Source organism: Gracilibacillus orientalis (genome assembly GCF_900114645.1).
Taxonomy (GTDB): domain Bacteria; phylum Bacillota; class Bacilli; order Bacillales; family Amphibacillaceae; genus Gracilibacillus; species Gracilibacillus orientalis.
Map to the genome: position 1 here is coordinate 12,514 of NZ_FOTR01000005.1, position 21,192 is coordinate 33,705.

Sequence of the window (21,192 nt, forward strand, 5' to 3'; positions counted from 1 at the left end):
ATTGCCCATGAAAGGTACGTGGGTTTTAGGTTTTGATCCAAACAGTATTATGGATGCTTTGAAGAATTAACTATATTTTTTTACAACAAATAATACCGTAGGGGGTAATTTAAATGGCTGTAAACATGATGACAGCACATCAGGTGACACAAAAGGTTTTTAATAAAGAAGAATTATTTATTTTAGATGTTCGTAATGAAGATGCATTTGAAGATTGGAAGATTGAAGGAGAATACTTTGAATACTTGAACATTCCTTATTTTGAACTTTTAGATGGAGTAGAAGAAATTCTAGATAAGATTCCTTCTAATAAAGAAATCTTAGTAGTTTGTGCCAAAGAAGGCTCTTCTGTAATGGTAGCAGAAATGCTATCTGAAGCAGGATTAACAGTGTCTTATTTACAAGGCGGTATGAAAGCTTGGAGTGAACACTTGGAACCTGTTAAAGTTGGAAATTTGAAAGACGGTGGAGAAATATATCAATTTGTTCGCATTGGTAAAGGTTGCCTTTCTTACATGGTTATTTCAAATGGGGAGGCGGCAATTATTGATACAACACGTATGACAGATATTTTTGTAAATTTTGCTACAAGTAAAGGAGTAAAGATTACAAACGTGTTTGATACCCACCTTCATGCAGATCACATCTCAGGAGGAAGGAAAATTGCTGAACAAACAGGTGCAACATACTGGTTACCTCCTAAAGATGCACAAGAAGTAACCTTTGAATATGCAGCCTTAGAAGGTGGAAGTGTTGTAACAATTGGGAATACTGCAATTGATATTCATGCCCTATATTCACCAGGACACACAATTGGTTCCACATCTTTTGTCGTAGATGAGAAATTCCTATTATCTGGTGATATATTATTCATAGATTCTATTGGAAGACCCGACCTAGCAGGGAAAGCTGAAGATTGGGTTGGAGACTTAAAAGAAAGTTTATATTCTCGTTACAGAGCATTATCAGAGGAACTAGTTGTTTTACCAGCACACTTTATGATCATCGATGAATTAAATGAGGATGGAAGTGTAGCTGAAAAACTGGGTAAACTATTTGCAAAAAACCACGGTCTAAACATTGAAGATGAAGCCGAATTTAGAAGATTAGTGACGGAAAACTTACCGCCACAACCGAATGCTTACCAGGAAATTCGTGAAATAAATAGGGGTAAAATTACACCTGAAGAAGAAAAACAAAGAGAAATGGAAATTGGACCAAACCGTTGCGCCGTACGTTAATAGTTAATTTCGCAATTATGAAGGAAAAAATCATTTAGGAGGAAGATAAAATGGACGTATCAAAAGTATTAGACGCAAAAGGGTTAGCATGCCCAATGCCAATCGTAAGAACAAAGAAGGCAATGAATGAATTAGAAACTGGCGAGATCTTGGAAATTCAAGCAACAGATAAAGGTGCAAAAAGTGATCTTGCAGCATGGGCAAAATCTGGAGGCCATGAGCTATTAAAAGATACAGAAGAAAATGATGTATTAAAGTTTTGGATTAAGAAAAGTTAAATAAAAGGGGACCATGAACAATGGTTCCCTTTACTTAGGGGGGAGGAAAAAATGGACTTTGCTTTTATCATTACGATATTCTTAATTGGTTTTGTCGGATCTTATGTATCAGGAATGCTCGGTATTGGTGGTTCCATTATTAAATATCCAATGCTGTTATATATTCCACCATTATTTGGTGTGACAGCATTGACAGCGCATGAAGTATCAGGAATTAGTGCTGTTCAAGTATTGTTTGCAACTATTGGAGGCGTATGGGCTTATCGAAAAGGTGGCTATTTAAATAAAAAGCTTATTGCTTATATGGGTATTAGTATTCTTATAGGTAGTTTTATTGGTGCATACGGCTCTAGTTTATTATCTGAGGGTGGAATAAACCTAACCTATGGGATATTAGCATTAATCGCTGCTATTATGATGTTTGTTCCTAAAAAAGGAATTGATGATATACCATTAGATCAAGTTGAATTCAACAAATGGTTGGCAGCCTCCCTTGCTTTAATAGTTGGTATCGGAGCGGGAATTGTTGGGGCAGCGGGCGCGTTTTTATTAGTTCCGATTATGCTTGTAGTTCTTAATGTTCCTACACGTATGACGATTGCTTCATCTTTAGCGATTACTTTTATCTCATCAATTGGTGCAACAGTAGGAAAAATCACAACAGGACAGGTCGACTACTTTCCAGCAGCAATTATGATCATCGCTAGTTTAATTGCTTCGCCACTAGGTGCAAATACTGGTAAGAAAGTAAATACGAAGGTGTTACAAGTTATATTATCATTACTAATAGCTGGAACGGCTATTAAGATATGGATGGATATAATTTAAAATGGATTCAAAAGGGAAGGAGGAAATTAATTAATGGATGAATATAGTTTCCAGTATTTAAAAAGTGATGTTAAAATTAATCATATTCATACATTGTTGGGTGACGGACAATTTAAAGTATTTCATGTGTAACTAGTAGAAGCTGCTAGTTGGAAGAACTTGATTTGTCGTTTCTACTCCTTGGATTATTTGTTATAATTATTGCAGTTGTATTTGGTATTTACTTTTCTAAATACCTGGAGGAGTATATAATAACGTGAGATTAGGATAATAGGGGGACAATCAATGGGTCTCTTCTATTTGAAAACGACATTATGTTGATCTTTCAATAGATAAAAAATAATGGCTTAAGACCAAATTGAAGCAACTTAGTATGAGGTTTTTAAAGAAAATAGGATTTCATATAGCTCTCTATTGTTGCCCTAGTATAATGAAGGAGGACTACTATTGTGGAGTACAATGATCAAATGAAAAATAGAATGAAAAGAATTGAAGGACAAGTTAGAGGTTTGATGAAAATGATGGAAGAGCAAAAAGATTGTAGAGATGTAGTAACACAGATGTCTGCTGTAAGAAGTGCTTTAGATCGTACAGCAGCTTTAATTGTTAGTACAAACCTTGAACAGTGTATTCGTGACGAAAAACAAGCTGGTGGAAGCTCAGAAGACTTAATAAAAGAAGCGGTAAATTTACTTGTGAAGAGTAGATAAATTGACTATTAAATATTTTTTATTATAAAAGAGGTCCAATCTAAATATAATTAGGTGACCTTTTTTAAACAGAAAAATAATACCCATGCATGTATATTTTTTTAGTTTTAATAATACCCTTGGTGGTATGTTTTTGTTAATAATATAAATTCAATAGGGGGAAAATAGCGATGAAAGCTATATCAGCAAAAGAATTAGCTGTGAAAGTTAAAGCAGGAGAAAAATTGAGATTATTGATGTTCGGAAAGATGCGGAAGTGCACAAGGTAAAATTCCTGGTGCTAAATATATACCTTTAGGTGAACTTCCAGAGCGTTTAAATGAAATTGATAAAAATGAACATCATTATATGGTGTGTCGCTCAAGAGTTAGAAGTGGTAAGCATGTGCTTTCTTAAAGAATGAAGGTTATGACGTTACGAATATGGAAGGCGGCATGTTGAGCTAGAAACATAAAGTTGAGAAATAAGGAGGAATATTGGTGAGCATTACAGCGAATGAAGTGTTAGATGCAAAAGGCTTAGCCTGTCCAATGCCTATTGTTAAAACAAAAAAAGCAATTACAAATTTAGAAGCAGGTCAGGTCATGGAAGTTCAAGCAACAGATAAAGGATCAACTGCTGACATCAAAGCGTGGGCAGAAAGTACAGGGCATCAATATCTTGGAACAGTAGAAGACGGTGATGTATTGAAACACTATTTACGAAAAGCTAGCGAAGAGGAGACAAAAGGTGAGACCAAACATGAGGATGTGCTAGATATTGAGGAGCTTCACAACAAAGTAGAAGGGGAAGAAGCTATTTCTGTTCTTGATGTTCGTGAGCCTGCTGAATATGCCTTTGGTCATATCCCTGGCGCAGTGAATATACCCCTAAGTGAATTAGAAGAACGTTTTGAAGAGATTAACAAAGAACAAGATATACATGTTATTTGCCGAACAGGTAGTAGAAGTGACTTAGCTGCACAAAAGCTTACGGAAAAAGGTTTTCAGAGTGTGAAAAATGTAGTGCCAGGCATGACAAATTGGGAAGGCCCAACTGAAGGCAATTAATAAGAACACAACAATATAGGAGGAATAATAAATGGCTAATACAAAAGTTGCAATCATAGCTGCAAACGGAGGACGTTTTGATGCTTATAAAGTATTTAACGTAGCACTTGCAGCTGCGGCATCTGATGCAGAAGTAGGTATTTTCTTTACCTTTGAGGGATTGAATTTAATTCATAAGGAGGCACATAAAAACCTCCCGCTTCCAGAAGGAAAAGAACACTTCCAAGAGGGATTTGAACGTGAGAATGTTCCGGCAATTGAAGAAATGGTGTCAATGGCGCAAGAAATGGGGATTAAATTAATCGCATGCCAAATGACAATGGACGTTATGAGTTTAGATAAAGAGGTATTTGTTGAAGGAGTTGAAGTAGGTGGCGCTGCTACCTTTATTGAATATGCGAAAGATGCAAACACGTCATTAACATTTTAAATAAAGGAGGAAATAAATTGCCTAATCCCATAACAACTAGTGAATTAGCGAAGAAAGTTGTTAATCATGAAGAAACACTGATCTTAGATGTTAGAAATACAGATGAATTTGATAACTGGAAAATTAAAGGCGGGAATGTAGAAGTAATTAATGAACCGTATTTTAATTTATTAGATGGAATTGACCCTGTTGCTGAAAATTTAGTTAAAGATCAAGAAGTCATTGTTGTTTGTGCTAAAGGCGGTTCTTCTCAAATGGTAGCTGAGTTACTGGAAGAAGAAGGTGGATTCACTAACACCTATAACTTAGACGGTGGCATGAAAGCATGGAGTGAACACCTAGAGCCAGTGAAAATGGGTAATTTAAAGGATGGCGGAAGTTTATATCAATTTGTACGTTTGGGTAAAGGTTGCTTATCGTATATGGTGGAATCTGATGGTGAAGTAGCCATTATTGATACTAATCGGATGATTGATATTTACGAAGCATTCGCTAAAGAAAAAGGAGTGCAAATTAAACATTTAATTGATACCCACCTTCACGCTGATCACATTTCGGGTGGCCGTGCTTTAGCTGATAAAGTAGGCGGAACGTATCACTTACCACCAAAAGACGCAACAGAATTGACTTATGATTACAAGGCATTAGAAGAAGGAAACGACATCACTGTGGGAAACACAAAGGTGAAAGTACAACCAATTTATTCTCCGGGACATACAGTCGGAAGCACATCATTAATTATTGATGATGAATATCTTTTAACGGGTGACATTCTATTTGTGAAATCCATCGGCCGACCAGACTTAACTGGTAAAGCGGAAGATTGGGTTGGAGACCTTCGTAATAGTCTTTATAAACTGTATAAAAGATTATCCGAAGATTTAATTGTCTTACCTGCACACTACTCGTTTGCAGAAGAACTTGGTCAAGGTGGAAGTGTATCTGCACGCTTGGGCGATCTTTATCAACGTAATGAAGGGCTACAAGTAGACGATGAAGATGTCTTTAGAAAAATGGTGACAGAAAATCTGCCACCACAACCAAATGCATATCAAGAAATTCGTGAAACAAACATGGGAAAAATTACACCTGAAGATGAAAAACAAAGGGAAATGGAAACTGGACCGAACCGTTGTGCGGTTCACGGTTAAAAGGAGGAATGTGTAATGGAGTCCGCAAAAGTATTAGATGCAAAAGGATTGGCATGTCCAATGCCGATTGTTAGAACGAAGAAGGCAATAAATGAGTTAGAATCAGGTGATGTTCTTGAAATACATGCTACAGATAAAGGTGCTAAAAGTGATTTAGGTGCATGGGCAAAGTCTGGTGGGCATGAACTACTAAAAGAAACTGAAGAAGGCGATGTATTAAAGTTTTGGATTAAAAAAGTATAGAAGGCGGCCCCTTAGAAGGTCCTATTTCATAAGAAAGGAGTGAGAACACTGGCTGGTAAGAGATTCAATCCTGGTAAAGCACATAAATTAATGAGTGAAGAGAGAAAAGCACTATTACCACCAGATAAAATAATCGAATACCTAGAAGTAGAAGATAATGATGTTGTGGCAGATCTCGGTGCAGGCAATGGGTACTTTACTATTCCATTTGCCAAAAGTACTAATAACACTGTCTATGCTGTTGATATAGAGCCTATGATGCTAGATATGTTAAAAGAGAATGCAGTAAAGGATAGTATAGAGAATATTCATTATGTCGTAAGTGATTTGGTGGAAATTGAACTAGAGGATGAGTCAGTAAATAAAGCAATTATTTCCATGGTTATTCATGAAGTTTCTAGTATTGATCATACGCTTAATGAGATTAAACGAATTTTAAAACCTGGTGGACAACTGTTGCTTATCGAGTGGAAGGATATTGAGATGGAATATGGTCCTCCACAGCACGAAAGGATTTCGGCCACAGATATGCTAGAGACTATTCATAATGCAACCATTGATGCTGAACTAATTGATTTGAACCCGCAACACTATGCGGTAAAAGCAAGGATGAAATAAAATAAAGGTAGGAAGCGGAGAATAGATAGTGAAGAAATTATGGGGAATGTTTTGAACCTCTCAAAAACGTATTTTCCAGGCAGGAGCAGGATTTTTCATCTATTCATTTCTATCAAAGTTCATATAATGTAACTATTATATCAAGGAGGAATCATTTATTATGTTTGATTATACTGTAGAAACAAATCAATCGATGGAAGAAGCAGTGCAGTCATTAGAAGAAAGCTTAAAGCAAGAGCAATTTGGAATACTATGGCAGTTTGATATTAAGTCTAAGTTACAAGAAAAGGGGTTAGACTTTAATCAGCCCTATTTAGTGCTTGAAGTATGTAATCCAAAAGAAGCACAACGAGTATTAACACAAAACCAAATGGTTGGTTACTTTCTACCTTGTAAAATCGTCGTTTATGAAGATGGTGACAAAGTGAAAATCGGCTTACCTAGACCAACTGCTTTAATCGAATTGGTAAAGGATGAAACCATTAAAGAATTTGCTGCAGATATTGAAAATAGGTTAATTGCTTGTATAGATCAGAGTATCTAATTATTTAGATATATGGTTTAAACGGTAAAGGTGCATGACCTTTTGGTGCCCCATTAACTTTATTTATTGATGCGTTAATTTTCTTTGTAGCTTCATTTTTATATTGTTTAATACCTAATTTTATTTTCCAACAAGGACTAAACCAAGAATTAATTGTTTTATCTCTCAATGAAAGAATGAAACAGTTTGTTGAGGATATAAAAGTAGGTTTTAAGTTTTTAATCAATCATAAAGAACTCATTATGATAGCTTCTGTTACATTAGTTTTTAATTTCACTTACGCTCCATTAGAACCTGTTTTCCCAGTTTTTGTTGGAGATATTTTAAATTCTGGAGCAGAAATACTTGGTATTATTTGGACTGTTTTTGCTATTGGTGCATTATTAGGTTCGATTATTTGGGTGAGATTTAAACCTCGAGTTCCATATTCCTATTTACTTGGAACTGTAATTTTTTTGTGGGGAATGGCTCCGTTGTCATTTAGTTTTTTTTCAAACGAATATATTATTTATTTTATTATGTTTTTAGGTGGAATAGCTTATGCACCATACAATATTGTTGCGCCTACACTTCAACAACAATTAGTACCTAATCATTTAAGAGGGAGAATTATTGGTATTATTGGTTTAATAGCTGGACTAGGATTTCCCATCGGGGCATATGTGGGTGGGAAATTAGGTGATTATTTAGGTGCAGCACACACCATATTTTTATCAGGTTTATTAACAGTTTTACTAGGAGTAGTCGTTTTTTAAAATCCAGCTTTACGTTTTAAAGAGGCTTATACACTTAAAAAATGATACTTTATTTTTTTATGGGTTAAATTAAAAACGGAATATTGGAATATTATGTTAAAATTATGTGAGAAGATATTGTGCTACCAGGTCAGGTTTATTAAATAATGCACTTAAAATAACTGGTGCGTTTCTTTCATAAGGAAGAAGCGCTTTTTTCAACACAAGTGAAAGGAAAATTATGGTGAAGTGATATTAGCGAATTTTGTTGTTCATGTAAAGTAGCAGGATTGTTCAACAAATTGTACCCTTTAGGTTGTAATTTGGTTAATAAAAATGAACCGGTATATGCGGCATTTGAAGATGATTATTATGTCTGTTGTTTTTTAGAACATAATCCGTTTAATGAACGACATATTTTGATTGTTCCAAAGAAGCACTATTATGATGTTGATAAACTGGATGATGCTACTGCAAAGTCGGTAATGAAAGCATCTATTGTTAAGGGTATGGATGATTTTGAAGAAAAGACTGTAACGGCACCATTAGAATTACACAAAACCTTTACTGTTCAAAACGTGTTAATCTCTTATGTAGGAGGTAGTGAGGAGAACAATAACAAGTTGGTTAAGGCAATTGATCCGTTAATTTTATTAAAGTTAAATTAGATATGCCTTAAAACATCTTAGTATATTTATAAAAGAAAAGGAGTTTCAATTTGAAGAAAATATTTGTTTTCGTCCTTCTTTTACTATTATTAGTGTGGTGTAGCCAAAGAGATGTCCAGCAGAATACAGATTTAGAGGAATCCATTTATTCTGTTGTTGGGGATAAAAATAAAAGTGAGATAAGTATTAAAACATTGACGAGTTTCGACTGGGATAAAGCATTACTGTTCACACCTTATAGTACACAAGAAAATATAGAAGAACAATTAGGTGCTGATTTTAAAGACCCATCCAATATTGATATTAGAGACGATATATATCTTTTGGTTTTCCTTAACAAAGATAAAGTCGTACAATATGTTGAAATAGCACGTCAAGGAGCTGACTTTTCAATGGGAGAAAAGGGATACCTTACTCCGTCCGAAGATGTGATAAGGATTAAAAGGCATTAAAAAAGAATTTTCCTTGTTGTAGTAACTGGTGCCTTACTTCAATCGTATAGCTTGTGTCAGGATTCAGGCGTTTAAAGAGGCTATTCTGCTGTCTGAAGTTTTACTGTAAAAGTTTAGAAAGGTGGAGGAGAATGGACAAAATACCTGCATCATTTGTTGAATATACAGATTTACTGCCGAGTTTGAAGGAGACAACTTCTTGGGAACTTCTGCGCCAATGGTCACTGTCTGAAGTCTGGAGAGTAGGCAAGCAGGGTGGTGATTCTCTCATTATCAAAAAAGGAATAGAAGAAAACTCTCGTGAAGTTGCAGTTTACAACCATGTATTGATTCCACTAGAATTGGATATACCAACCATTTATGAAGCTTACGAGGATAAGGCTATTGGCTTATTAATCATGAGAGATCTAAAGGGAAAAACATTAGAACATGACCCTCAACATAAATATTTTGTCGAAGCTGCCAAAACCTTAGCAAAAACTCGCAACAAGGCAAGGTTAGGAATAATAGAAGGAAAACTTACTGAAGAGTCGTATTTAGCGAACTACGTTTCAAAAGAAGATATAATAGACGATTTAAAGTATATTAGCCAACAAAGTGAGTACATAGACACTGGTCAAGATGTGGTGTTAGAGAAAGCTCTAAACGTATTGCCGTATCAGGTTGGTCAGTTATATGAAAATTTTCCAATAACACTTACACATAACGATTACCATGCCAAAAATATAATAAAAAACAATGGGGGGATAGCTGTTATTGATTGGGCATCAGCATATCTTAGTCCCCATCTTGGAGATTTATACTGTTTGATTAGTTCCGCAAAAGACTACGATATTACACCAACCGATTTGATTTATGCGTATTGGGAAGAAATTGATGATGATTGGTCATGCGATATGGAATGGCAAATAAACATAGGTGGTATTTGCTGGATAATTCATGAACTTCGTCAGCTTTTAGATTATGGGATTAAAGCTATCCCGGTTGCACATGAATGGATTCCTGAAATGATTTATGATATTCGTCAGTTATTGGGCGATTTATAGGTTAAATTAATTAAAATGTATTAGGTCTTAAGAAACACCATGCAATTACTGGACAACACTCCAGAAAATATGACGTAAGTCTCATTTTATAAAAGTTGCTATCCCCTTTGGATATAAAAATCTAAAGGGGATTTTTGATGTCAAAAAGAATAGCTGAAATTGAAAAATGGCTTATTAGGTTGTGTATGAAATGGATGATTGGATGGTGTTAAATGTGGATTTTTTATTAAATAATATAATGATATTATATTAAAAGAAATTAATGAAAAAAATGTAGATTTGAAATGAAGTTTGATAATTTTTGATTGAAATAAATCAACATTTCTTAATGTTTTTGCTTGATTTATTTCTTGAAAAGGAAAACAATTTTTGTTGTTATATCAGTATTTATAACCTTTTTCCATCAGAATATTTATAGGTTGAAATTCAAAAAGATCTTATTTAATGGTATGAATCTATAATATAGAACATATAAATATATTGTTGACACAATTGACATACTATGTATAATTAATGACAACGGTTACATTAGGTGTATTAATAAATGATATGTCATTTGTAGGTGGGTTAGCTGTTATCTAAAATACATGATTGGAGGAGGAAAAATTTAGTTTTCTGCTTTTATTTTTTCGGATACTCAGAATAGGAGGTAGTAAAAATGAGCAATTCTATCTTTCGCAAATTAATGTTTAGTTTCTGTTTAGTAATAGTAATAGCCTTAGTCGCTTGTTCTTCAAATGAGGACGGGGACGGAAGTACTAGTGAAGGCGACACTGTGGAATTTTGGCATTCTATGACGGATACTTCAGGTGACGCTGTGGAAAAAGTGATAGAAAAATTTGAAGAGGAAAATCCTGATATTAATATTGAAGCTACTTATGTGGCAAATCAAGGAGAGGGGCAAAACGAGAAATTATTAACAGCTATTGCCGGTGGAAATCCTCCTGATGTTGCCTATTTTGATCGATTTGAAGTGGCCGCATGGGCAGCTCAAGGTTCTTTAGAGCCGCTAACAGAGATGGCAGAAGAAGCTGGAATCAGTCAGGATAATTATTATGATTTTGCATGGGAAGAAGCTAGTTATGAAGAAGAATTGTATGCGGTTCCAACTACAACGGATTCACGGCTACTTTTCTATAATAAGGATCATTTTGAAGAAGTAGGATTAGATCCAGAAAGCCCACCTACAACAATCGATGAACTAGAAGAAGCAGCGGAAAAATTAACGATTAAAGAAGGAAATCGTTTTGAAAGAATTGGTTTTATTCCTTGGTTTGGTCAAGGTTGGTTCTATGGTTGGGGATGGTCATTTGGTGGAGATTTCTATGACCCAGATACAGGAGAGGTAACTGCTGATCATCCTAAAAATGTGGAAGCATTAGAGTGGATGACAGAGTTCGGCCAAGAATATGGCGTGGAAGATATTGCAGGTTTCACAGATTCTCAGGGTACTGGCGCAATGGATCCGTTCGTATCAGGTCAGATTAGTATGAAGATTGATGGTAATTTTGGTGTAGCAGCCTTAGAAAAATTTGATCCAGATTTAAACTATGGTGTAACGCCAATTCCGACTCCTACTGGTGATAATTTCACTACTTGGTCTGGTGGCTGGTCTGTAGTCATGCCAAAGGGTGCTAATAATCAAGAAGGAGCTTGGGAGTTCATGAAGTTCTTTGGTAGTGAAGAAGGGCAGAAGATTTTCAGTGAAACAAGTAGAGACTTCTCTGTCATTGAATCAGTAAATGAATCATTAGGGTATACCGAAGATCCAATCTTTGCTGAATTCATAAATATATTGCCTGAATCTAATTCTCGACCAGTAATGACAGAAGGTTCCCTTTATTGGAATGCATTAGCGGATGCCGTGGAGGCTTCTACACGTGGAAACGGCACACCAAAGGAAAATTTAGAAAAGGTTACCCAACAAGTTTCTGACGCATTGGAAGAATAAGCAGTAAAGGAGAAGGTAACTCTTCTCCTTTACCTCTTAAATGAGGGAGGTAATCCAGATGAAGAAAAAGATGGAACAATCCGATCAGCCTTTGTCAGCGGGAGGTATGATAAATCCCAAAAAGAAAAAATCTAAAGTAAGTGGATCGTCTATTAATGGTTGGTTATTTGCCTCACCGTGGATTATAGGGTTGTTATTATTTTATGCGTTTCCGCTCTTCTCTTCCATTTACTTTAGCTTTACTACATATAGTATATTAAGCCCAGGTGAATTCATAGGCTTAGATAACTATAAACAACTTATGAGTGATGGATTATTTTGGAAGTCTATTTATAATACTATTTATTTCGCTGTTTTCTTTGTACCTTTAAGCATCATCATTGGAGTTGCATTAGCGATGATGTTGAATATGAGAGTTAAAGGAATGGCTGTTTACCGTACAATCTTCTTTCTGCCGACCTTAGTACCTCATGTGGCATTAGCGGTATTATGGATGTGGCTATTAAATCCAGGTTTCGGTCTAGTAAATGGTGTGCTAGATGCAATCGGTATTACAGGTCCCAATTGGTTAGGAAGTGTGACATGGTCAAAACCATCCCTGATTTTGATGTCCCTATGGGCGATTGGGCAACCAGTGATTATTTATTTGGCAGGACTCGGGGATATTCCTCAAGAGTTATATGAAGCTGCTGATGTAGATGGTGCAAGCTGGCTGCAGAAAACGTTTAAAGTAACAATACCATTATTAACACCCGTTATTTTCTTTAATTTGGTAATGGGGGCGATTGGGGCATTTCAGCAATTCACCCTCCCATATACGATGACGCAAGGACAAGGAACACCTGATAACTCAATGACTTTTTATGTCATGTATTTATATGACAATGCCTTTAAATATTTTCAAATGGGTTATGCGTCTGCGATGGCGTGGATTCTCTTTATCGTTATCATGCTATTAACAGCAGTGATTTTCATTTCATCAAAACGGTGGGTACATTATCAAGGTAAATAAAAAGGAGGTAGTTCGTAATGCAGCCAAAAGCAAGACAAAATCTTCTGAGAACATCTGCTCACCTTGGTTTATTAATTGCTTCAGCGTTTTTCTTAGTGCCTTTCTTGTGGATGGTATCAACATCTTTGAAGCCAGTTACACAAATTTTTACGTATCCGCCTGAAATGATACCTAATCCATTTCAGTGGAGTAACTATATTGAAGCAACACAGTATATTCCGTTCTTTACCTATTTATCTAATACAACGATTATTACTGTATTCAGTACCATAGGTGTCGTCTTATCCTGTCCGCTTGTAGCATATAGTTTTGCTAAATTAGAGTGGAAAGGCCGCAATACGATGTTTATTATCACCATAGCAGTTATGATGATTCCTATGCAGGTGACGATGATTCCGCTCTTTTTATTGTTTAATAAGATTGGCTGGGTTGGAACACCATTACCATTAATTGTCCCTGCATTTTTCGGTGTACCATTCTCCATCTTTTTAATGAGACAATTTTTTATGGGCTTGCCAAACACTCTAAGAGATGCTGCCAAAATTGATGGAGCAAGTGAATTCAGGATATATTGGCAAATTATGCTGCCGCTTGCTAAGCCAGCTGTGTTAGCTGTTGGGTTGTTTCAATTTATGAATGTGTGGACCGATTTTATAGGCCCGTTACTTTATCTTACGGATGAATCACAATATACGTTGTCATTAGGTTTACAGCAATTCCAAAGCCAGAAAGGTACAGAATGGGGCTTGATGATGGCTGTTTCCACTATGATGACTTTACCGGTTATCATTTTATTTTTCTTTATGCAACGTACATTTATTCAAGGTATTACCTTTAGTGGTATCAAATAAGTTCGTTTTTTACAATAGGAGGTTTTTAAGATGGATTATCAAATTGGCATGCGCTTATCCCCGAATATGGGAGAGGAAGGTATTGAATATGTTGCTAAGTGGGCAGCAAGCATTGGTTTAGATGTAATCGATGTTCCGGAATGGAATCAAGATATAAAACAAGTTCTAGATAGGTATGGGTTGAAAGTAGGATCGATTGATGGTCGAGGTGCAGTGGGTAACTCAAAACTATTAAGTTTAGATGCTGACAAAAGAAAACAAGCAGTAACCGAGTTAAAAGAACAGATGTCAGAAGTTGCTGCCTTAGGTGGTAAGGTACTATTCATGTGCTTAATCCCAGAGGATAATAGTACTCCAAGGTCGACAAGTTTTGAATTATGGAAAGAAACGTTTTCTAAGATTATTAAGCATGCAGAACATGAAGATCTTTATATTGCATTAGAAGGTTATCCTGGTCCAGCCCCATACTATCCGACAATTGGTTGTACACCTGAGATGCTAAGAACGATGTTTCAAGCAATTCCTTCTACACATTTTGGATTGAATTTTGATCCATCTCACTTAGTGCGCTTAGGGATAGATTATATGCGCGTATTAACAGAATTCGGTGATCATATTAATTATTGCCATGGTAAAGACACGGAAATATTACAGCAAGAATTATATGAATTCGGTATTTTGCCAACAACATTTGGAACGAATATTGATTTTTCTGAGGGATCTTGGCGATATACCATACCAGGTCATGGAGAAGTGGACTGGGGCAAAGTAGCGTTAGGTCTTGAAAAAGTAGGTTATCAAGGACCAGTGAGTATCGAGTTAGAAGATCATAGGTATTGGGGTTCCCTTGAATTAGAAAAACAAGGAATTATCAAAGCGAAGGAACATTTAGAGAGATATTTTAAATGAGGAATAAAAGGAGCGTTATTATGACTAGTAAAGTTAGCATTGGAATTATTGGAAGTGGTGGAATTGCAGCTGCTCATGCGCAAGCTTATTTAAGTTTTCCAGATGTTGAAATTATCGGTGTTTCAGATATAATACCAGGAAAAGCACAGAGCTTTATTGATCAGCAGGGTATAGAAGGTGCAATAGCTTGTGATAGTGTAGAAGAATTATTAGCATTAGATATCGAAGCAGTAAGTGTTTGTACACCAAATGTTGCCCATCATTCTGCCTCAGTTGAAGCATTACAGGCAGGAAAACATGTATTGGTTGAAAAGCCGTTAGCTGTAACATTAGATCAAGGAATTGATATGGTAAAAACAGCAAAAAATAATGACAAAATCTTAAGTGTAGGCTTCCAGCCAAGATACGACCCTAATATGAAAGCGGTAAAAGAATTAATCAATTCTGGTAAATTAGGTGATGTCTATTACATGCAAGCTGGAGGCGGGCGTCGTAGAGGTATGCCTGGTGGGACGTTTATTAATAAAGAATTAGCTGGAGCAGGTGCGATGGCGGATATCGGCTGTTATTCATTGGATCTAGTCTTGAATGCGTTAAATTATCCTAAGCCACTTACTGTATCTGCTTATACGTCTAGTTTATTTGGGACGAACCCAGCTTATCATCCTGAAGCAGACAAGTTTGACGTAGAAGATTTTGGTGTTGCGATGGTTCGATTAGAAGGTGGGAAAGTATTGAATTTTAAGATTTCCTGGGCAATGCATATGGATTCATTAGGACCAACATTATTCCTTGGAACAGATGCTGGATTGAAATTGACTCCTGCAGGTAATGGTCCTTGGAGCGGTGTCTGGGATGGTGGCATAGGATCTATTGAATTATTCCATGATCTAAATAACCATCATGTAGAGACATCCATTCCGGTACAGGAGCACTCCATTGATATTTTCAGAGAAAAAGTACGTGATTTCGTTACGGCAGTAAAAGAAGGTAAATCAGCACCTATTCCTGCTGAAGAAATCTTGATCAACCAAGCAATTATTGATGGTATCATACGATCATCAGAATTAGGAAGGGAAATGGAGATTAATATACCAGAAATATAATCAACAGAGGTTGAGGCTAAAGCTTATTGTGAAGAGGTAAAGGAGCGATGTCATGGAATTAGATGGCCTAGCAGGAAAAGTATATAAAGTTACCGATTGGTTAATGACGATAGTTGTTACTAATTTGCTATGGTTTATATTTAACATACCAATCGCTTATTTAACCTTTATGTTATTAGTAGTTGATGATATGAGAGAGATTATTGCATTCTCTTTATATATTTTGATATTAGTACCATTGCTGTTTTTTCCAGCAACAACAGCAATGTTTGCGGTGATCAGACATAAAATAATGTTTTCGAAAAATGATGTGAGCATTTTTAAGCTTTTTATTAAGAATTGGAAAGTTAATTTTGTGAGAAGTATGCTTGGAGGAAGCATTTTTGCGCTTCTTTGGGTTATTTTAGTGGTTGATTACTTCTTTTTTGTAAATCGTATAAATGAAAACTTTGTGTATTTGTTTATGTTGATTGGTTTTTTTCTAGTTGTCATGACGTTACATTTCTTTTCTGTGACTGTACATGTTCATACTAAGCTGCTCCAGGCCATAAAGAATGCAATGATAATAAGTCTGATTAACCCACTGTTAACACTTATCATAGGCGTAGTAAGTCTAGCTGTTATCTATTGCAGTTTTCAAGTAACTACATTTCTGATTCCTTTTTTTGTGGGGTCGCTAATAGTGTATGTATCATTTTATGGTTTTTATCGCTTCTTCACAAAAATGATAGATACTACAATGCCAATAACATCTGAAAAAGGTTAACTAGATAATCTAGTTAACCTTTTACTTATCTAAATGAATATTACAAAAGTGGAATAATTTATGAATCGTTGATTTTTTTGATATAATAGTATATTAATGGAGAAAAGTACATCGCTTACCTTGAGGTGAAGAAATGAGAGCACTGTATGAGCAAGTGTATGAATCTTTAAAGCAAGATATTCTTTCATCGAAATATAAAATAGGTGAAAGAATACCTTCTGAGAAAGAGATAACAGAATCTTTTTCAGTCAGTCGTATAACTAGCAAAAAGGCACTAGAGAAATTAGTTCAAGACGGCCTGGTATATCGGCAAAGAGGAAAAGGAACCTTTGTATTGAACACAAGTCAAACCTCGGTAAATATTGAAAAAAGTAATCGAACAAAGCCTGTATTCGGCTTGATTGTTCCGATGTTTAGCGAAAGCTATGGTACGGGAATCATTGAAGCAATTGAGGAAGAGGCGAATGGTAAGTGTATGATTATGCTGAAGCGTTCGCTTGGTATACTAGAACGAGAAGAAAAAGCAATCAAGGAACTACTTGCATATGGAGTGGACGGCCTAATCATATTCCCAGCAAAATCAGAGCATTATAGCGCAGAAATTTTAAAAATGATTGTGAATAAGTTCCCTTTTGTATTAATTGACCGCAACTTTAAAGGTATTGCGGCTCCATCTGTATCAACAGATAATTTTAATGCCGCTAAAAATGGTATTAAATATTTATTTGATAGTGGTCATGAACAAATAGGTATTTTACTAGCAGAAGATTTTGAAATTACTGCAATTGAAGAGAGACTAAAAGGGATTGTCAGTGCATTCGCAGAAAATAAGGTAAGTGTCAATAAAGCGTACTGGTGTGACACCATCAAAAGAACTCCCGCTACGGAGAAAAAAGATATCGAATGGATTAAACAACATTTAATCAATAATCCTAATTTAACGGCACTATTTGCTTTAGAATATAAAATTGCGACCTTAGCGAAGATAGCGGTGGAACAACTTAATAAAAAAGTCCCGGAAGATATTTCGATCTTATCCTTTGATAGCCCAACAGTAACAACGATGGAGTGGCACTTTACCCACATAAAGCAGAATGAAGGAGAAATTGGCAGGCGGGCAATTCAAAAGTTATTACACATGCAAGAGACTGGATTAGACTCAGACAAAGAACAGATCAGAGCAACTTTACATGATGGAAATTCTACCATGCCACTCGTTAAGGTAGTTGCGGAGAATCAATCTGAAACATGATCAATCCTTTATCGGATGAACGATAGTAATAGAAGTTCCCCATCTTTCCTTACTACGAATGATAAATGTATAGCGACTATTAAAGATTAGCTCAAGTCGCTTATTGGTATTCGCTAATCCGATATGCTTTGTTGATAATGATTCGGATTGAATTTCTCTTCTTAATGCATGCAGATTCTCCTTTGAAATGCCCTTTCCGCTATCAATCATCGTAACGTGGATCTTATCCTCTAAAACATGAATTTTTATTTTAATAGTGAGTTCTTGATTCGATTGATGGTCTATCCCATGAGCCAAGCTATTTTCAATAATCGGTTGTAACATAAATTTTAGTACTTGTTTATCCAAAAGCTTTTCGTCGTAATCCCAAATGATTGAAAAAGGGTGATCCGAACGTATCTTAATAATGTCGATATAATTCTGGGTATGATGTATTTCCTCTGCTAATGTCACAGTATGTTGCTTGATTCGTAAAGAAAAATGAAGAATATCTGTTAGTGTTTCTACCATTTTTGTCACTTTATTTGGTTGTCCTGTTAATGCCATAGCCCGCCAATAAATGATAGTTAGTGTATTAGACAGAAAGTGTGGATTAATTTGATTTTGAAGTGCTAACAATTCAGCTGATTGCAGCTGGTACTTGTTTTCTTTCAGTTCTTTTTCTAAATTGCTTTGGTTCACATAATTTTTTAAAATCCTTTGCACAATAAGTTGATATTCGTTGTCTTTAAAAGATAATTTCTTTGTCCACTCTTCATGTTGACTAGTGGTATTTAAGGTAGAGATGATTTTGTGAACGTGTTTTGCGTTTTTTTGTGATAAATAATAAATGGTTGCTGCTCCTAATATCAATGATAATAGTACAAATAATAAGGTAAACCATCTTAATTGATTAGGGATATTATAGATAATATTGTCTTCAATTACCGAGATGTATCGAAGTTGATATTCATCAGAGAATAGTTGATGAACAATATATGTGTTTCCATCTAACTTCATTGAATAGGATTCTTGTTGATTAGTTAAATCTAATTCAGATGGATTTATGCTATTACTCGTTGTGTTTTCATATAGTTTTTGGTGATTTTCGTCTAAGACGAATATATTTTGATCTTGATAATGATTTAATTCATTCATTAAATCTTTGAAATAGCTTTGGTATATATTTAATACAATTATCCCTTCCACATGTTGTGCGCTCGTTTTAAAAATATTTTTGTAAATCGATATAACTGGTTCAGGTGATTCAAATGAAAACTCAGAAATGCTCCGTGTTCTCATCCATAGTTCTTCCTTCTTAGATGACTTATCAAACTCTTCGAACCATTCCGTATCATGCATGGAGCTGATAGAGGTAACACCAGCTCTAGATGTTAGTACACGATCTTTATCATTCATATAATAAACATATATCGAGTGAATATAAGGGGTTGCTATTGCTTTACGTCGTAATGTACCTTCTCCATATTCTAAGTTTCGTTTCTGTTGGAGTGTTAAAAACTCTGAATCTAGTATATTTTGAAGTGATAAAATTATTTCTGGATTCCAATTATAATCTAAGTGTAACAAGTGCATGTCGTTTAGAACGAGACTTGTTTGTTGGTCTAATTGCTGTAGTAGATTCAGGTTATTAGTTGTAATGGATTCTTTCATATATTTGTCGGTAATAATAATAGCAAATGATCCGAGTATGAATACCGGTATTAATACAGGAAATAAAAAGAGAACAATGTTTTTGATTAATATTTTATTCATCATATTTCAGTTTGATGGTTACTTGTTTGTCGGTATTCTCTCGGTGTTATGCCATAATATTTCTTAAACGTTCGGGTGAAATTTTTTGGGTTGCTATAGCCGACAAGTTTACTGATTTCATACGTCTTATAGTTAAAGTCATTCAGCATTTGTGACGCTTTTTCCATTCTGATTTCTGTTAAATAAGTGGAAAAATTAGTACCTGTCTTTTCCTTGAAGAAGGTACTTAAATAATTTGGTGACATTTTGCATAGATTAGCTAGATCTCCGAGTGATATGTTAGCATAGTGATCTTCTACATATTTCTTTATGGTATGAATAATATTATCCGAATAGCTACCAGTCCCTTTTGTCGAATGAACGGTTAAGCACGTATCTAATTTCTTCTTCAACTGGGAGAATACCTCTTGCATTTCCTCATACTTACCTGGTTTAACAATATAGTCGACCACCCCAAATTTCATGGCTTCCTTCGCATATTGAAAATCACGATAACCACTTAAGATAACGGTGTGAATCTGATTATGTTTTTGATGAATCTGTTTCGCAAGACCAAGTCCGTCTATGACAGGCATTCGGATATCTGTTAATAAAACATCAATGGGATTTTGGGATATATATTCAAGCGCTTTTTCACCATTTTCACAATCATGGGCGATTTCAAAACCTAGATGACTCCACGGAAAATAGTTTTTTAAGCCATAACGAATTTCTTTCTCATCATCTACTAGTAATATTTTGTACACTTTTTTCGCTCCTTTAAGTATCTTTTTCTACGATATCGTAAATAAAGATTCCTTTTAATGTAAACGCTTAACTTTTTAGTAAAAATATTAATTGTAACCCCTTTTTTATATGTAAAGTCATTATATACTTAACGTAACGATTTATTATTCATTTATTTTAAAAGATAACAGAAAAAATAACAACCGTAGGAAGGGGGGGATTAGTGAATGAGTATGGAAAAGTTGACGGATGTCGTGAGGGTTTTTTGTATTCAACTCTTACAGCTAGTGTATTTAAATATGTTATGGTTCCTCTTTACGATTTTCGGCATCATTCTATTGGGAATAATTCCTGCAACATTGGCAGTTTGTAAAGTGCAGCATCATCTATTAACAGAAAAACATATCCCATCGATTTGGAGACTATTTTGGGAGACGTATAGATCGCATTTCTTTAAGGTGAATCAATTAGCAATTGTACTTGGGTCAATTGGTTTCATTATTTATTTTGATATACAGTTTTTTATGAATCAAGAAGGTCTTTGGAGTTATGGCGTTAGTGTATGTTTTTATATTATTTCTGTTTGGTTCATGATTACGTTGTTGTATATTTTTCCAACTTATTTACATTACCAACTAAGTCTTTTTGGTTATATTAAATATTCTTTTATTGTAGGTATGTTAAATCCTATTAAAACAATTGGTTTTACCATAGCGATTGTCGGTGTGATATATCTGTCATTAGCATTCCCACAGCTATTATTCTCAATAGGAATAAGCTTAACTTTATTTATTGTCATGGTTATCGGGAATCATGCAATAGATACTATTAATGTATTGAAAGAGAGTTTCAGTAATTAAACGATAAAAAAT

General features: G+C 35.1%; 24 protein-coding genes and 1 pseudogene. 23 read left to right on the plus strand and 2 right to left on the minus strand.

Annotated elements, in window-relative coordinates; genetic code table 11:
- The first annotated feature begins 113 nt into the window (after positions 1-113).
- From BM121_RS10495 to BM121_RS10600, 22 genes and pseudogenes are all read left to right on the plus strand, one after another.
- Positions 114-1,241, plus strand: coding sequence for an MBL fold metallo-hydrolase (locus BM121_RS10495; RefSeq protein ID WP_091483594.1), 1,128 nt, complete (start codon positions 114-116; stop codon positions 1,239-1,241).
- A 50-nt stretch (positions 1,242-1,291) separates the two neighbouring features.
- Positions 1,292-1,519 (plus strand): sulfurtransferase TusA family protein, encoded by a 228-nt coding sequence (locus BM121_RS10500; RefSeq protein WP_091483595.1) that lies wholly within the window; start codon positions 1,292-1,294, stop codon positions 1,517-1,519.
- Positions 1,520-1,570: 51 nt separating this feature from the next.
- Complete coding sequence (locus BM121_RS10505; RefSeq protein WP_091483596.1) at positions 1,571-2,347, plus strand: sulfite exporter TauE/SafE family protein; 777 nt, start codon at positions 1,571-1,573, stop codon at positions 2,345-2,347.
- A gap of 449 nt (positions 2,348-2,796) precedes the next feature.
- Positions 2,797-3,057, plus strand: coding sequence for a metal-sensitive transcriptional regulator (locus BM121_RS10510; protein ID WP_091483597.1), 261 nt, complete (start codon positions 2,797-2,799; stop codon positions 3,055-3,057).
- Between the two features lie 170 nt (positions 3,058-3,227).
- Positions 3,228-3,503 (plus strand): annotated as a pseudogene (locus tag BM121_RS22665) (rhodanese-like domain-containing protein).
- 33 nt (positions 3,504-3,536) lie between these two features.
- Positions 3,537-4,106, plus strand: a complete 570-nt coding sequence (locus BM121_RS10520) for a sulfurtransferase TusA family protein (RefSeq protein ID WP_091483598.1) — start codon at positions 3,537-3,539, stop codon at positions 4,104-4,106.
- Between the two features lie 31 nt (positions 4,107-4,137).
- Positions 4,138-4,536, plus strand: coding sequence for a DsrE/DsrF/DrsH-like family protein (locus tag BM121_RS10525; RefSeq protein WP_091483599.1), 399 nt, complete (start codon positions 4,138-4,140; stop codon positions 4,534-4,536).
- A 17-nt stretch (positions 4,537-4,553) separates the two neighbouring features.
- Positions 4,554-5,687, plus strand: a complete 1,134-nt coding sequence (locus BM121_RS10530; RefSeq protein ID WP_091483600.1) for an MBL fold metallo-hydrolase — start codon at positions 4,554-4,556, stop codon at positions 5,685-5,687.
- 15 nt (positions 5,688-5,702) lie between these two features.
- Positions 5,703-5,930, plus strand: coding sequence for a sulfurtransferase TusA family protein (locus BM121_RS10535; RefSeq protein WP_091483601.1), 228 nt, complete (start codon positions 5,703-5,705; stop codon positions 5,928-5,930).
- Positions 5,931-5,969: 39 nt separating this feature from the next.
- Positions 5,970-6,548: a class I SAM-dependent methyltransferase gene (locus tag BM121_RS10540; RefSeq protein WP_091483602.1), complete on the plus strand. Its 579-nt coding sequence runs from the start codon at positions 5,970-5,972 to the stop codon at positions 6,546-6,548.
- A 160-nt stretch (positions 6,549-6,708) separates the two neighbouring features.
- Positions 6,709-7,092, plus strand: coding sequence for a DUF302 domain-containing protein (locus BM121_RS10545; RefSeq protein ID WP_091483603.1), 384 nt, complete (start codon positions 6,709-6,711; stop codon positions 7,090-7,092).
- A gap of 176 nt (positions 7,093-7,268) precedes the next feature.
- Positions 7,269-7,847, plus strand: a complete 579-nt coding sequence (locus tag BM121_RS10550; protein ID WP_091483604.1) for an MFS transporter — start codon at positions 7,269-7,271, stop codon at positions 7,845-7,847.
- Between the two features lie 302 nt (positions 7,848-8,149).
- Positions 8,150-8,494, plus strand: a complete 345-nt coding sequence (locus tag BM121_RS10555) for an HIT domain-containing protein (RefSeq protein WP_245780782.1) — start codon at positions 8,150-8,152, stop codon at positions 8,492-8,494.
- 50 nt (positions 8,495-8,544) lie between these two features.
- Positions 8,545-8,946: a hypothetical protein gene (locus tag BM121_RS10560; RefSeq protein WP_091483606.1), complete on the plus strand. Its 402-nt coding sequence runs from the start codon at positions 8,545-8,547 to the stop codon at positions 8,944-8,946.
- Between the two features lie 131 nt (positions 8,947-9,077).
- Complete coding sequence (locus BM121_RS10565) at positions 9,078-9,992, plus strand: phosphotransferase (RefSeq protein ID WP_091483607.1); 915 nt, start codon at positions 9,078-9,080, stop codon at positions 9,990-9,992.
- Between the two features lie 658 nt (positions 9,993-10,650).
- A complete protein-coding gene (locus BM121_RS10570; protein ID WP_091483608.1) occupies positions 10,651-11,943 on the plus strand; it encodes an ABC transporter substrate-binding protein in 1,293 nt (430 codons plus the stop codon).
- Between the two features lie 58 nt (positions 11,944-12,001).
- On the plus strand, positions 12,002-12,955 hold the full coding sequence (locus BM121_RS10575; protein ID WP_091483609.1) for a carbohydrate ABC transporter permease: 954 nt from the start codon (positions 12,002-12,004) through the stop codon (positions 12,953-12,955).
- Positions 12,956-12,972: 17 nt separating this feature from the next.
- Positions 12,973-13,806: a carbohydrate ABC transporter permease gene (locus BM121_RS10580; protein WP_091483610.1), complete on the plus strand. Its 834-nt coding sequence runs from the start codon at positions 12,973-12,975 to the stop codon at positions 13,804-13,806.
- Positions 13,807-13,836: 30 nt separating this feature from the next.
- The gene (locus tag BM121_RS10585; RefSeq protein WP_091483611.1) at positions 13,837-14,715 is read left to right on the plus strand and encodes a sugar phosphate isomerase/epimerase family protein; all 879 of its coding nucleotides are present in this window, start codon (positions 13,837-13,839) and stop codon (positions 14,713-14,715) included.
- Between the two features lie 20 nt (positions 14,716-14,735).
- Positions 14,736-15,821, plus strand: a complete 1,086-nt coding sequence (locus BM121_RS10590; protein ID WP_091483612.1) for a Gfo/Idh/MocA family protein — start codon at positions 14,736-14,738, stop codon at positions 15,819-15,821.
- Between the two features lie 52 nt (positions 15,822-15,873).
- Positions 15,874-16,587 (plus strand): YesL family protein, encoded by a 714-nt coding sequence (locus BM121_RS10595; protein ID WP_091483613.1) that lies wholly within the window; start codon positions 15,874-15,876, stop codon positions 16,585-16,587.
- Between the two features lie 133 nt (positions 16,588-16,720).
- Entirely contained in the window at positions 16,721-17,839 is a 1,119-nt protein-coding gene (locus tag BM121_RS10600) for a GntR family transcriptional regulator (protein WP_091483614.1), read from the plus strand.
- Here BM121_RS10600 and BM121_RS10605 read toward each other — a convergent pair whose 3' ends face one another.
- Together BM121_RS10605 and BM121_RS10610 are read right to left on the minus strand one after the other, a co-directional pair.
- Positions 17,840-19,594 carry a sensor histidine kinase gene (locus tag BM121_RS10605; protein WP_175495400.1) on the minus strand — a complete coding sequence of 585 codons (1,755 nt, stop codon included), beginning with the start codon at positions 19,592-19,594 and terminating at the stop codon, positions 17,840-17,842.
- Positions 19,594-20,340 (minus strand): response regulator transcription factor, encoded by a 747-nt coding sequence (locus BM121_RS10610; protein ID WP_091483616.1) that lies wholly within the window; start codon positions 20,338-20,340, stop codon positions 19,594-19,596. Before BM121_RS10610 ends, BM121_RS10605 begins: the two co-directional genes overlap by 1 nt.
- Positions 20,341-20,547: 207 nt before the next feature.
- On the opposite strand from BM121_RS10610, the gene BM121_RS10615 reads away from it, so the two are divergent.
- Positions 20,548-21,180, plus strand: coding sequence for a YesL family protein (locus BM121_RS10615; protein WP_091483617.1), 633 nt, complete (start codon positions 20,548-20,550; stop codon positions 21,178-21,180).
- Positions 21,181-21,192 lie beyond the last annotated feature (12 nt).